The sequence below is a fragment of the Singulisphaera sp. GP187 genome (assembly GCF_900129635.1).
Taxonomy (GTDB): domain Bacteria; phylum Planctomycetota; class Planctomycetia; order Isosphaerales; family Isosphaeraceae; genus Singulisphaera.
In genome coordinates, this window is the sequence record NZ_FSRB01000001.1 from 645,273 (window position 1) to 658,896 (window position 13,624).

The following is a 13,624-nucleotide window of genomic DNA, read 5'->3' on the forward strand; positions in this document are numbered from 1 at the left end:
GGCAGAGTCATCTTTCTCAGAGAGTGGGATCAGCTTCGGGATCACGTTGACATTTCGGAAAACAGGGGTTGTAAGGTTTTTTGGGATAATTTCTAAAATGGCAACTGGTGGAGCTCGTTCTGGCCGATAGTAATCAAAACCAACTCTCTTCACATCCGCGAGCGATCGAGTCTTGACGCCGCGCCTCGAAAAACACCTCGACTACGAAGAGGGGGAAGGATAGGTAAAGAGAGGCCGTCGACGGCGGCCGCTTCTCCTCAGGCATTGCCTCGAACGGTATCCCGTGACAGAGGACCGCAGCCATGCGTGGGCGAGTCGAAACAAACCGTGGGGCCGGACGGGAATTTCACCGTTCGCATGGCGACGGCGCGGAGGGGGGGCGAAAGCCTCACCTCACCGACCGGTTCGCAGGGGTCGGCGAAGTCTTGTCGGGACTTTCCGTCGTGGTGCCCGCCTACAACGAGGAAGAGCGTCTGGGTGCCTCGTTGACGCGGATCTGGAACTACCTGTCGGAGCGGTTTCCCGCTTTCGAGTTGATCGTGGTGGACGATGGGTCCACGGACGCGACGGCTCGGGTCGTCGCCGAGTTCGCGGCGGACCATCACTCGGTCGAGCTGATCGCCTATCAACCGAACCGGGGGAAGGGGTACGCGGTCCGAACCGGGATCCTCCGCGCTTCCTTTGATCTGGTCCTTTTCTCGGACGCCGACCTGGCGACTCCGATCGAGGAAATCGACGCCCTCCTGGAGCGGATCAGGGCCGGGGCCGACGTTGCCATCGGCTCGCGAATGGTGGCGGGCTCGGAGCTCAAGGTCCGCCAGCCCTGGTATCGCGAGTTGGCCGGGCGGAGCTTCAATTTGCTGGCCCAGCGAATGGCCACGCCCGGGATCGTCGACACCCAGTGCGGCTTCAAGCTGTTCCTCGGTCCGGTGGCTCGCGATTTATTCAACCGGATGACTGAGGACGGCTTCGGGTTCGATATCGAAGTGCTCCTGCTGGCGCTTCGGCTCGGTTACGAAGTCGCCGAGGTTCCCGTGGAGTGGAGGCATTGTGAGGGCTCGAAGGTACGCCTGTTGCGCGACTCGGCCCGGATGTTCTCCACGCTGGTGCGAGTCCGGAAACGCCATCATGCGGTCAGGAGCTTAAAAAATGAACGCGTCCGAGTATGATCGAATGTTTGAAAACGAAGACCATTACTGGTGGTTTGTGAGCCGCCGGGAATTGGTCGTCGACCAGGTCGGCCGCCTGCTGCTCCCCGCCGATGCGCGGTTATTGGACGTCGGCTGCGGCACGGGGGCGATCGCGGTGGCGCTCCGCCGGTTCGGCCGAGTATTCGGCGTCGACTTATCTCCTCTGGCACTGGAGCGTTGCGAACGCCGCGGGCTGACCGAGGTGGTGCTGGGGAGCGCCGAGGCATTGCCGGTCGACGACGACAGCGTCGACGTGATCGTGGCCGCGGACATCTTGGAGCACCTTGACGACGACCGGGCGGCCCTGGCCGAGTTCCGTCGCACGCTCAAGCCGGGCGGACACGCCGTGATCGCCGTGCCGGCCTACCAGGCGCTCTGGAGCGAGCACGACGTGGCGTTGATGCATAAGCGCCGCTACGTCGCCAAGGAACTTCGCCGCCGCGTCGAGCAAGCGGGGCTGCGCCCGGTCGTCTTGACCTATGCGCTCTCGTTCCTGCTGCCGATGGCGCTCACTCGGCTGCTGAGGCGGAAACCGCCGGCAACCGGGACGCCGCAAGCCCAGTTGATTCCCGTCCCCGCCGTGCTCAACGCGGCCTTGATCCGGTTCCAGCGGCTCGAAACCAGGCTGTTGCGCTGGGTCCGCCTCCCTTGGGGACTGACCGTGCTCGCCGTGGTCCAGAAGCCTCTTGAGGAAGTGAGGTCTCCCCGTCATGTACCCGCCCCCCACGGGGTATCCGCCTCCCAGCGGGTCTAGGCTGCCGGTCGGGATGTTCATTTCTCACTTGTCGTGATCCTCTCGGTGGGATAAAAAGCGGGCCGCCGAGAAGGGCCATCAGCCGATTGCCGGCGAATTGGGCCGTGCTAATGGGAACGGGAGATCGATCCGGATGCGAGAGAACGACCCTTGCGAATCCAGCTCGGCCGAGCTGAGTGGCCGGTCCTGGCCCCGGATTGTGGGACTAGGCGCCCTGCCGATCATCCTGGCGCTCGCGGTCTATTATCTCCATGCCGGACCTGGGTCGATCGCCTGGCAACTTCGTGGCGACCAGGTTTTTTATGAATATCAGATGGCGCGAATGGCCGAGGTGAGCGGTCAATTCTGGAAGATCCCCAACGACCCGATGCTGGGCTGGCCCTATCAGTCCGAGGTCGCCAAGTACCCCCACCTGCTCGAAGGGTTCGACCTGCTGCTGATTTCGACGATTTCCGCCCGCATCTTCGACGGAATCACGAATTATCACTTCCTCGTTCTCTCCGTGATCGCGATCAATGGCTGGATCGCCGGCGGGTTGACGTTCCGTTTGACCCGCTCTTCGCTTTGGGCGGCGGCCTCGATCGTGCTCATCACGTTGAATGGCCAGGTCGCGGGACGGATGCGAGGCCATCTTCATCTTTTTAAATTAGGTTGGTTTTTGCTGGCGACCTGGGCCTTCTGGCGTTACCTCGAGGCCCCATCCCGACGGCGCGGGGCCGCGCTCGGGCTGGCGGTCGCGTTGGTGCTTCAAGGGTCGTTCTACTTCGGCTATTTCGTGGCCCTGACGTTCGGTTTGTGGTGGTTCGGTTGCCTGATTGCCGGGCGGTTCGACCGTCGGAACGTCGCCGGGACCGCGGCGGCCTTGGCGGTGTTCGTTCCGCTCGCGGCGGCCTTGACCTTACCCGCTCTGGCCGTGACGAAAAGCTATCTCCTCGCCGACGTCTATGCCCGCCGGCCCATGAAGGACACCTGGCTGTTTAGCGCTGAACTCTGGCAATACTTTACGCCGACCACCTCGATCTGGGCGAGGCAATATGCCGATGCGCTCGGGGTCAAGCCGTTCGGGTATTATGGCGAGGGGTGGAACTACCTCGGGCTCGCGGTGCTGGCGGGCATCGCCATTTACGTGATCGCACGGCTTCGCGGAGCGCGGCTCTGCGAGGCGCAGGGGTTCCTTGACCTCATGATGGGCCAGATCGCCCTCCTGGTCGGCCTCAGCCTGGCCGGCGGCCCCTCGTTCTTCCTCTACCAGTTCGTTCCCTCGATTCGGGCGTACGGCAGGGCGGGGGAACTGGCCTTGGGGTTGGGGTGCGTGGCGGCCCCGCTGATCTTCCACGCGCTGGCCAACTCCGTGAAGCCCGGCTTGCTCCGCGCGGCGATCGTGGCGGCAGGGCTCGCCTTGGTGGTGAGTGATGGGTGGCATATCCATAGCAATGTGGCTTGGGGCGATCGGACGGCGGACAAGACGCCCGCCTGGGTCGATTGGCTGGCCAAGCAGCCGCCTCAAGTCAGGCTGGCCGCTTTCTCTCCGATCGACAACGACTACTGGTTCGGAATGGCCGGTTACCGGTTACGCCATCAACATGTCACGCTTAACGGCTGTGATTGGGAATTGCTCAACGGCGACTTGAAACTGCTCGGTGCGTCTTACAACGAGATGAATCGGGAAGGGCTCAAGTTCATCACGTCGCTCGGCTACCAGACGCTGGCCTTCCATCGTGAATACCTCGAGAAGCATCCCTGGATTGGTGCGCTCCCCTGGTTGAAGCGCGAGGCGAACCTGGGCGACTGGCAAGTCTTTCGGACCGACGCCGGGACCCCACGGTTTCCGACCGACTCGTTGCTCCGCGTTCTGGCCGGTCAGGATCGGCGGCCTGCGCCCGCCGTCGTGCCGTCCAAGGCCTGGATCACCGGCCGGCTCGACCTCGATCGGACGGTCGTGGTGCTCCGGCCGCGGCGGGTCTCCTTGGTCTGGACCAAGCTCGACGGAACGCGGGTGAGCGACCCTTGCGTGGGGCTCTATCAGCATGTCTTTGGGCCAAACATCCCCGCTTATACTGTTGAGACGCCAGCGGAGGCAGGGGCTTACGAGTTGGTCTTCCTCGACGATCGGGGAGAGCGAGTTGCCTCGAAGCCTTACGTTGTCTCCCCGACGCTCCAGACGAGCGCGCAAGTCTTCGGCGCCGCTCCGCCCGACTTTCTGCTCAACACGGTGGTCCTGAGTGGTCCTGCGTTGGCCACGGACCAGGTTCGGGTCGCGCTCGAGAATAAGAGTCCGTACTATATCCAGGCCCACGTGACGCGGAACAAGGAGCTCGGGTCGGCCCGGGTGCAGCCCGGGATTGCCCCGTCGGAGCCCGGTTCGGCCTTCATGCTGGCCAGGGCTTTTCAGGGCGAGGTGGCCAAGGACCATATCGCCAGTCTGCTACCGCACGACCTCCCACCGGGCGGGCGGCTCGAGATGGACCTGCAAGTCCCCCCGAGCGAGTGGGTCGACGCCTTGACGAAGGTCGTTGTCTTCCCCTATTTTCACAACGTCGACCCGCAACTCGCCCCCAAAACGTACCGGAGCGACCGGCCGCTGAACCTGACCCTCGAGCCGCAACGCCTGGCCACCGGAGCCGCGACCTCGACGACCGTTCGGTGAGGGCTGGATCTCGGCCGATCAGGCGGGTTGAAGGCGGATTCCGTCGTCGGTGGGGTTGAGCTCATCGCGGTGATGGGTCACGCGGTCGCGGCCGTGTTGCTTCGAGCGGTGAAGGGCCTGGTCGGCAGCATCCACAAGTTTGGCTGGGTCCATGCAAGGCGAGGTCATGGTGGCGACGCCGAAGCTCGACGTGATCGGTCGTAGGGGCCAGGCCCAATCGGCAATCGCCTGTCGCAGCCGCTCGGCGACCTCCCGGCTGCCATCGGCGGTGGTCAGCGGCATGACCACGACGAATTCCTCGCCGCCGTAACGCGCCACCAGGTCGCAGGCACGGACATTGTTGCGCAGGATGTCGGCAATCCGGCAGAGCACCTCGTCTCCCGCCCGGTGACCGTAGAGGTCGTTGTACGGCTTGAACCGGTCGACGTCGAGGATCGCCAGCGACAACGGTTGTTCCTGCCGCAAGGTCAGCGCCGCCTGGGCTTCCAGGACTTCGAGGAGATGGCGGCGGTTACTCAGGCCGGTCAGCGGGTCGGTCGCGACCAACTCGGCGAGCCGCTCGTTCTGGTCACGAAGCGCGACGAACATCCGCTTGGCCTGGACGGTCCGGTCGAGGAGGACTTCCTCGGCCGTCAGGAGCCGGCGGGCCACGGTCATTCGCGCGGTGAGGTCACGCGGCTCGACCGGCTTGGCCAGAAAGTCGTCCGCGTCGGCCGGCAGTTCCTCCACTCCCTCCGTGTCCCGTTCCCCGGCGACAATCAGGTAGGTTGCCGCCAGGTCGGCGTCTCCGCGAATCCGCCGACAGAGTTCACGGCCATCGATCCAAGGCAAGTTCCAGTCGGCAATCACGACCTGGACGCGATCGCGTCGGATTCTCCGCCACGCTTCGTGGCCGTCAGGAGCCACGCTCGCGGCATGGCCCATCTCCTCGAGAGCCTCTCTGAGCAGGTGAGCCGAGGCCCGGTTTTCGTCGGCGATGAGGACGGTCAGGCCCTGGTGGGGTGACGATCCGCTGAACCGGAACGGAACCGGGACCGAGCGTTCCCACGGCTTGGTCGCCGTCCGCTTCCGCGCGCGATCGGGGGCGTCTTCGTGATCGTGATCGGAGTGGGTCGGCTCCTCGTGGCGTGGTCTGGTCGGAACGGGGCGGAGCAACGCGGTCTGGTTCGACCGGTCCGGGTCGCTCCCCGTTCGCCTTGCTTGGAGGCGGAGGAACGTTTCCACGACCGAAGGATCGAGGGCCGTTCCTGCGAGCAAAGTAATGTGTTCAATCACACGCTCGAGTGGCCATCCCTTGCGATAGGGGCGATCATAGCTGAGCGCATCCCAGATGTCAGCGACGGTGAAGATCCGCGCGGCGAGCGGGATCTCCTCGCCGGCCAGGCCGCGCGGATAGCCACTGCCATCCCACTTCTCGTGGTGGCAGTACGGAATGTCGATCGCCGGCCGGAGAAATTGGATCCGGGAGAGCAAGTCCCGGGCATACTCCGGGTGCCGTCGCATGATCTGCCACTCTTCCTCGTTCAGCGGGCCGGGCTTGAGCAGGATGCGGTCGGGGATACCCATTTTGCCGATGTCGTGCAGCAGGGCACCCCGACGAATCTGGATGATCTCGTCCTGGCTGACGCCCATGGCCCGGGCGAGCCGAACGGTCATCTCGGTGACCCGCTGGCAATGGCCTTCGGTCTCCTTGTCGCGCAAGTCCAAAGCGTGAGACCAGCCCTCGATCGTGGCGTCGTAGGCGAGGGTCAGCTCGGTATTGGCGCGGCGCAAGCCTTCGTAGAGGTTTACATTCTCAATGGCGATGGCCGCCTGGTTCGCGAGCATTTCCAGGAAGTCGGTCCACTCCTGATCGATCTCGAACGGAGCGCGGTGGAAGACTTCAAGGATCCCCTTGACTTGCCCCTTGGCCAATAACGGGACGGCGTGGTAGGCGACGAAACCCTCCCGCGCGAAATCCGCCGCGCGAACGAAGGTCTCGTCGGTCCGGTTCAGGTCCGCGACATGCAGGGAGCGATGTTCCAACGCCACCCGTCCCCCCCTTGGCGGCAGAGCGGCACCTGGGAATCTTTCATCGCCTCCGTCTGAAAGCCCCAGGACGCGGAGGTTTCCAAGGTCTGGGTCTTCGCGTCGAGCAAGAGGAGCGCACAGGCATCGACATGGAGCTGGAGTTTGATTTGATCGAGGACAAAGCCGAGGATCATCGGGAGGTCGAGACCGGCCGTAATCGCCGAGTCGATCATCCGGAGCGAGGCGAGTCGTTGCAACCGCCGCTCGAGCCGCGCGTTGAGGGCCAGGACTTCCGCTTCCGCATGCTTCCTGGCGGTGATGTCGGTGATCGACCCCGACATTCGCGTCGCCTTTCCCTGTTCGTCCCAGATCGCCTGGCCCCGGGCGTGGAACCAACGATAGGCGCCGGCCTTGTTGCGGAGCCGATACTCCACGTCGTAGGGAACCTGCCTTATCAGATGTTCGCTGAACGCGAACATGACCCGCTCGCGGTCCTGGACGTGAAGCAGGGCCACGAACCGCTCCATCGTGTTCTCGATCTCGTGATCGTCGTACCCAACCAATTCCTTGAACCGCGGAGAGAGATAGAGGCCGTCGCTGTCGCAGTTCCAGTCCCAGAGCCCGGCGCTCGATCCGCGCATCGCCAGGGTGTAGCGTTCCTCGCTGATCCGCAGGTCCCGCTCCGCCCGTCGCAGTTCGGTGACGTCGACCGCGATCCCGCCGATGAGGATTTGTCCCGAGCCGTCGTCGAGCGGATATTTCAGGCTAATCCAATCGTGAGGTTGGTCGACCTGGTCGCAGGTCGCGGTGGCGGCCTCGACGAACGTACGCGTCTCGAGCACTTTGCGGTCGCTCTCCGCCAGGAGCTCCGCCGTGGCTCGGCCTCTCAGCTCCTCATCATTGCGACCGAGCAGCTCCTCGATCGGCTTGCCGAGGAGGTTGGCCCAAGCCTTGTTGCCGTAGAGGTAACGCCCTTGGTCATCCTTGATGAACGTCACGGCCGGATTGTGGTCCATGAACGCCTGGAACCGGGCCTCGCTTCGGGCCAGAGAGCTCGAACGCTCCCGGAGCGTCGCCAGGGCGATTTCATAGGCGGATGAAACCGTAGACAGTTGCCGTCGTGTAATAATGAAGAGGACAATTCCGAGGACGAGCGCCGCGATTCCGGTCGAAATCAACCCGGCACTCGCGCGAGTGCGTGTGGACTGGCCGTGGAGTTGGCCCTGGGCCTTCTCGTCGGCAATGCACGCGCTGAGGAGGTTGCGGACCCCGTCCATCAGCAATTTGCCTCCCGGGTTCAGGTCGTTCGTCGGGAGGGCGTCTAAACCTTCTTGCTTCAATGCGATCGCCTGCTCGGCATCACGATGCCATCGCCGGGTCTGTTCCCGGAGCCGCGCGACCCGTTCCGCCTGAACCGGTTCCTCCGCGACCAACCGGGCCAGTTCGTTCAACGAGGTGTCGACGGCGCCGCTCGCGGCCCGGTACGGTTCGAGAAAATCAGGCCATCCCGTGAACAAATATCCGCGCAGGCCGTTCTCCAGGTCCAGTAAGAGCATCTGGACGAGATGGGCCTGGTCGACCACGCGATGGGTGTGCTCGACGCGCTTCGAGGTGCTGAGCAGCGAAACCGTCGACGTCAAGAAGATCACCGCGAGGATCGCCGTGAGCGCCAACGGGAGGACGATCACCTGGATCAACACGGACCGCGGGAGGCTCGGCGTCCTTTCCCCAGGCGAGGAACTCGAGTCGAGGGCGGGATCAGGGGTTGTGGTCGCCATCAGCAGCTTTTCCGGTGGTAACCATCGAATCGCACCGATCGCATTGCAACGCGATCGGTGCGATTCGTCAGCGAGTCCATGCCGAGCAAACGTTCACTTCTCGATCGGTTCGCGCATTCTCCCCTTGTGAAGTTAGGCCATGGTTTGACCTTTGACAACCGACCGCAAATTGCGGGTTCCCGAGTGCGTGGCGGCCCGCCCGCGGTCTGCCTGGGGGGCGACTGGACTGGGAAGCGAAGTTCTCAGAGGGCGCTGGCGTCGATCACTTCACCGCCGGCCTTCGTCGCGAGGCCCCACCAGGTAGCCGGGTTGATGCCGTCCTTGATGAAGCGGACCGAACCGTCGAGGAAACCGACGTTCACGCCGCCCGGATGGAACGAGCTGGCGCCGACGCACAACGTCGAATACTCCACCGGCAGTGTCTGGCTCTGGAACAGGCAGGCTTTCAGGTTCGGCGTCATGATGTGCGAGTAGCCTCCCCCTTGGGCGGCGGAATCGGAGCCCCAGATCCGTCCTTTGTAGTCAAACTCGGCGAGGGTTGTCGCGATCTTGCACGCGTTCAAATAGGTGTCGAGGGGGACGTAGGCGTTCGTCGTCGGCGCGGGCAAGGCCATCCGGTAGACCTGGTTCGGACCTTCGATCGTGGTCCCGTTTTTGCCTCGCACCATCTCACTCCAGAGGGCGGTGTTGGCCGTTCCATCGGTGATCCCGGCCAGGGTGACGATGGGCGCAAGCTGAGCGACACTCGGTACGCTGGCGGCTCCCATGAAGTAAGCCGGGCCGTCGTACCGACCGCCATTGTTGGTCGGGGTCGTCCCCAGGTTGTTGGGATAGCTGGTATAGCCGACCTGGCGAGGCCCGGGGCCGTTGACGGGGTAGGTTCCGCACGGCACGTTCCCATCCGACGGACAGAGGAAGGTGCTGACCATCGTCGTCAGGCAGGTGGCATTTGGCGCCGACTCCTGAAAGAAGGACATGTTCAGGGTATTGAACAAGGCGCCCTGTTCGAGGAAGGGGAGGATTCGCACCTTCATGCTGAAGTTGTTCGACCACTCGGGGCCGGTGGCCGCCGCCGGCGGTAGCGCGTTGTTGATGTCGCAGTAGCTCTGGACGGCAAGCCCGAGTTGCTTGAGGTGATTCACGCACTGCACGCGACGCGCCGCCTCGCGTGCCGCCTGAACGGCGGGCAAGAGCAAGGCGATCAGCAGGCCAATGATCGCGATGACGACCAGGAGCTCAATCAACGTGAATCCGCGACGGTGTGGCCGTTCCGTGAACCAGGTCGTCATCGTACTCACCTCCGTCCCGAGGTTGCTACGTGGAATCACCCGCGAAAGCTCCCGCGGTCTGGCTTGGGGGCACCACATACGCCGCTAGACGCAGTAGACGTGGGCTGGACGTCGATAGCGAGCGTCTGGAGCGGTTTGGCCGAACGAGGCCCTTCTCGAATCCCCCCCCAGAGAAAGCGTACCATTCTTGTCTTACAGTTGTAAATTGCAGGGTCGAGGATTTCGAGGCGGCTCGCCCGGACCAGAACGGGATCGGAATCCCGGCCTTTGATCCGGAGCGAGGCCGGTTCGCCCTTCCGGACTTACGAAGCTTTGTCGAGCTGCTCCGCCAGGGTTTCCGCCTGGGTCACCATGTCATCAAGGAGCCCCATTCCGAGTTCCCAGAACGACGGGTCGGTCACGTTGACCCCGAGCTTGGCGAGCAGCCGGTCGGGCGAGTCGGACCCGCCGGCGGCGAGCAGCTCGAGGTATTTGGGGACGAACGAGGGGCCTTCCTCCTGGTATTTCCGGAACAGAGCCAGGACGAGGAGTTCTCCGAAGGCATAGGCATAGCAGTAGAACGGCGATCGGATGAAGTGGCCGATGTAGAGCCACCACGAGCTGTATCCCTCGGTGAGCCGGACGGCGTCGCCATGCATCGGCTGGTTGGCGGCCACCCAGAGCTGGTTGACTTGCTCGGTGGTCAGCTCGCCCTGCTCGCGACGCGCCCGGTGCAGCGCCTGTTCGAACCGGGTGAGCACGACCTGGCGGAAGACCGTGGCGAAGCTGTCCTCGATTTTCCCGCAGAGCAGGGCGAGCTGGGTCCGCGGGTCGGGGTGGGTCGCGAGCAGTTGCTGGAAGGTCAGCATTTCACCGAAGACGCTGGCGGTCTCGGCGGTCGTCAGCGGCGTGTGGCATTGGAGGTAGCCGACCTGGCGCGAGAGGTACTGATGGAGGCCGTGGCCAAGCTCGTGCGCCAGGGTCATCACGTCCCGGAGCTTGTCCGTGTGATTCATCAGGATATACGGGTGAGCGCTCGGGACCGCGCTGCTGCTGAAGGCACCGCTGCGCTTGCCCGGCCGCAGCTCGGCGTCGATCCAGCGCTTGTCGAAGAACTCGCGGATGATCGCTCCGGCTTGCGGGCTGAACTCGCCGTAACTCGCCTCGACGATCTGGCGGGCGGTCGACCAGTTGCATTCCGGCAGGTCGGAAAAGAGGGGCGCATAGCGGTCGTAGTCGCTCAAATCCTCGATCTTCAGCAGCCTGGCCTTGAGCCGGTAGTAACGATGGACCGTCGCGTGATGCCGCTCGGCCGCGCTCAGCAGTGCTTCCACCGTGGCGTCGTCGATCTCGTTGGCCAGGTGGCGTGAAGCCATCGGGCTCGAGAAATGGCGGAGCTCGCAGTCCGACTTATGGTCGAGGACCACCGTATTGAAGATAAAGGTGAGGAGACGCGAATTGCCTTGCAGCCCCGCCGTCAGGCTGGCCGCGGCCGCCTTGCGGACCGCGCGGTCGGCGTCGTAGAGCCTCGACAGAACTTGTTGCAGGCTGAGCGACTCGACCTGGCCGTCGTGCTCGTACGGGCAGGTCAGCGACGAGAGGGTCTCCTCGAACAGCCGGACGAACGCGGCGCGGCCGGTGACCCCCTTCTCCTCGAGAACTTTTTCCTCCGCCTCACCGAGGTAGTGGGGGCTCCAGGCCCGCTTCTCCTCCAGGTAGTGGCGATACCGCGCCAACTCGGGCGCCTTGAGGAGCGAGGCGACCACGTCGTCGGCAAGCCGGATCAACTCCAGGTCGAAGAAGATCAGGTGCTTGTTGGTCGCGACCCGCTGCTCCCGGGTCCGCGCGAGCAAGGCGCCGTGCTTGGGATCGTCGGTCTTCGCGGCGTGGAGCAGGCTCGCGTAGACGCCCGATCGGCCCATCTGCTCCGAGAGCGCTTCCAACTCGACGATCGCGGCCAGGAGCAACGCCGGCGTGGGCCCCCCCGCAACCGCGATCTGCCCGCGGTACGATGCCTCGAAGGCACGCGCCCGGTCGAGCGACGCATTGAGGTCCTGCTCGATCCGGGGATCATCGAACCCGGAGTAGAGGTCGTCCAGATCCCAGGTGATGCCGTCCGCACTGCTGGCCGCTCGTTCCGATCGGGTCATGATCGTGCTCGCTCTCCACTTCCATCATCCATCCAATCCTCAGGCGGATTCCCTCGGATTTTCCGATTGTACACCAACGAACGCCTCGGAGCCCGGGGCGAGGTGCTCGGTCGGTTGCGACCACCAATGCCGATCCCTCGCACTTCCCTTGGACCTCGGTCTTAATCGAGTTCATTTCCACCGTTACTGACCGTTCGCGATGGATTTGATTGATGCACCTGGCCGTTCTCGTTACGATGTTGAAGAATCGTTGGATCTTGGTGGGGCGTGCGTAGGTCGTTCTGGCTGTTCCCTATTCGAGGGTGAGGTGATCATGCTGCGGATCATGGGGGGGCGAACGACCACGTGCGCGGGGGTAACGCGGCGGGAACTGCTCCGGGCCGGCGGGCTTTCTCTCTTCGGGAGCATGACCCTGCCGCGGTTGCTCCGCGCCGAGGCGGAATCGCCCGCGGGCCGGGCGCCGGGTCGGATCCGGTCGGTGATCCTGATCAACCTGTACGGCGGGCCCAGTCATCTCGATATGTTCGATATGAAGCCGGACGCCCCGGTCGAGATCCGCGGCGAGTTTCAGCCGATCGCGACCTCGCTCCCCGGTCTGAGCATCTGCGAGCATCTTCCCCAGACTGCGAAATGGATGCATCGGGCCACCTTGATCCGGTCGGTGACCCACACCTACAACAGCCACAACCCGTATGCCGTGTTGACCGGATTCACCGGGGGCAACGACCAGGAGAACTACTTCACCAAGCGGAGCGACCATCCCGGGATCGGCGCGGTCTGCCAGTACCTGGGCATCGAAGCGCCCGACATGCCCTGTCATGTTTACTTGCCGGCCCACCCTGGCTACAGCCAAGGTCTCCGCAGGGCGGGGCCGTATGGTGGCTACCTCGGGCGGCGATTTGACCCGCTCTTCTCGGTCTGTGACCCGACGTTCGACCGTGAGTTCAACCAGGACAAGGAATTTTACAACCCGATCGCGCCGTTGGGGGTTCCCAGGCTCCCGTCGCTTGAAGACTTGCCCGGCGTGACGATCGAGCGATTGCAGCAGCGTCATTCGTTGTTGCAACAGATCGACCGGGCCACCGGCCAACTCGAAGCGGTGGGCGACGCCAAGAACCTCGATCACTTTCAGCGCAAGGCGCTCTCCCTCCTGGCCTCGAACCGAGCCCGGGCCGCGTTCGACCTGTCGACCGAGCCCGCGGCGGTGCGCGATCAATACGGCTCCTCGCTCTTCGGCTCGAGCGCCTTGATTGCGCGGCGACTGGTTGAGGCGGGGGTCACTTTCGTTGCCGTCACCACCGAGTCACGCGGCGGCGGGCACTGGGATTCCCACAGCAACAATTTCGGCATGCTCAAGTCGTTCAACCTGCCGAACCTCGATCAGACCGGCACGGCCTTGATCGAGGATCTCGACCGCCGCGGCCTGCTCGACTCGACCCTTGTCGTGATCATGGGGGAGATGGGCCGGGCGCCTAAGGTCAATCGCACGGCGGGTCGCGACCATTGGCCGTTGTGCGGTTTCGCCCTGCTGGTGGGGGGCGGAGTCAAGGAAGGATTCGTCCTGGGGGGGAGCGACAAGTCAGGGGCCTATCCCTCCGACCACCCGGTGACCCCCGGCGACCTGGTGGCCACGCTCTATCATCTGCTCGGGGTCGACCCCGAACTCATGCTCCCCGACCTCACCGGCCGGCCAATCGCGATTGCCCACGGTGGTCGGCCGATCGAGGCGATCCTTACCTGAAAAATTGAAGATTTTAACCACGAATGACACGAATGACACGAATGAAAACAAGAGATAAAAAATTCAAAATGATGATGATTCGATTT

The 13,624-nt window shown here is 63.8% G+C and carries 8 protein-coding genes; 4 read left to right on the forward strand and 4 right to left on the reverse strand.

What is annotated here, in order from left to right; genetic code table 11:
* Positions 1–302: 302 nt before the first annotated feature.
* The 3 genes from BUS42_RS02620 (at position 303) to BUS42_RS02630 (ending at position 4,591) form a co-directional block, all read left to right on the forward strand.
* Positions 303–1,169 (forward strand): dolichyl-phosphate beta-glucosyltransferase, encoded by an 867-nt coding sequence (locus tag BUS42_RS02620; protein WP_074305021.1) that lies wholly within the window; start codon positions 303–305, stop codon positions 1,167–1,169.
* Positions 1,150–1,944 (forward strand): class I SAM-dependent methyltransferase, encoded by a 795-nt coding sequence (locus tag BUS42_RS02625; RefSeq protein WP_074305023.1) that lies wholly within the window; start codon positions 1,150–1,152, stop codon positions 1,942–1,944. Before BUS42_RS02620 ends, BUS42_RS02625 begins: the two co-directional genes overlap by 20 nt.
* Positions 1,945–2,077: 133 nt before the next feature.
* A complete protein-coding gene (locus BUS42_RS02630) occupies positions 2,078–4,591 on the forward strand; it encodes a DUF6311 domain-containing protein (RefSeq protein ID WP_074305025.1) in 2,514 nt (837 codons plus the stop codon).
* A gap of 18 nt (positions 4,592–4,609) precedes the next feature.
* On the opposite strand, the gene BUS42_RS44660 is transcribed toward BUS42_RS02630, so the two are convergent.
* The 4 genes from BUS42_RS44660 to BUS42_RS02645 form a co-directional block, all read right to left on the reverse strand.
* Entirely contained in the window at positions 4,610–6,616 is a 2,007-nt protein-coding gene (locus BUS42_RS44660) for a diguanylate cyclase (protein ID WP_254053257.1), read from the reverse strand.
* Positions 6,583–8,379, reverse strand: a complete 1,797-nt coding sequence (locus tag BUS42_RS44665; protein WP_254053258.1) for a CHASE3 domain-containing protein — start codon at positions 8,377–8,379, stop codon at positions 6,583–6,585. Before BUS42_RS44665 ends, BUS42_RS44660 begins: the two co-directional genes overlap by 34 nt.
* Before the next feature lie 242 nt (positions 8,380–8,621).
* Positions 8,622–9,668 carry a DUF1559 domain-containing protein gene (locus BUS42_RS02640; RefSeq protein WP_074305027.1) on the reverse strand — a complete coding sequence of 349 codons (1,047 nt, stop codon included), beginning with the start codon at positions 9,666–9,668 and terminating at the stop codon, positions 8,622–8,624.
* Positions 9,669–9,970: 302 nt separating this feature from the next.
* Positions 9,971–11,797 carry a M3 family oligoendopeptidase gene (locus tag BUS42_RS02645; RefSeq protein ID WP_074305029.1) on the reverse strand — a complete coding sequence of 609 codons (1,827 nt, stop codon included), beginning with the start codon at positions 11,795–11,797 and terminating at the stop codon, positions 9,971–9,973.
* Between the two features lie 313 nt (positions 11,798–12,110).
* On the opposite strand from BUS42_RS02645, the gene BUS42_RS02650 reads away from it, so the two are divergent.
* Positions 12,111–13,538 carry a DUF1501 domain-containing protein gene (locus BUS42_RS02650; protein WP_074310600.1) on the forward strand — a complete coding sequence of 476 codons (1,428 nt, stop codon included), beginning with the start codon at positions 12,111–12,113 and terminating at the stop codon, positions 13,536–13,538.
* Positions 13,539–13,624 lie beyond the last annotated feature (86 nt).

What these genes read in the sequence shown, in the direction of transcription:
- BUS42_RS02645 (WP_074305029.1), bottom strand. Translation starts at nt 11,797, where the DNA reads ATGACCCGATCGGAACGAGCGGCCAGCAGTGCGGACGGCATCACCTGG.
- BUS42_RS02620 (WP_074305021.1), top strand. Translation starts at nt 303, where the DNA reads ATGCGTGGGCGAGTCGAAACAAACCGTGGGGCCGGACGGGAATTTCAC.
- BUS42_RS02630 (WP_074305025.1), top strand. Translation starts at nt 2,078, where the DNA reads ATGCGAGAGAACGACCCTTGCGAATCCAGCTCGGCCGAGCTGAGTGGC.
- BUS42_RS02625 (WP_074305023.1), top strand. Translation starts at nt 1,150, where the DNA reads ATGAACGCGTCCGAGTATGATCGAATGTTTGAAAACGAAGACCATTAC.
- BUS42_RS02640 (WP_074305027.1), bottom strand. Translation starts at nt 9,668, where the DNA reads ATGACGACCTGGTTCACGGAACGGCCACACCGTCGCGGATTCACGTTG.
- BUS42_RS02650 (WP_074310600.1), top strand. Translation starts at nt 12,111, where the DNA reads ATGCTGCGGATCATGGGGGGGCGAACGACCACGTGCGCGGGGGTAACG.
- BUS42_RS44665 (WP_254053258.1), bottom strand. Translation starts at nt 8,379, where the DNA reads ATGGCGACCACAACCCCTGATCCCGCCCTCGACTCGAGTTCCTCGCCT.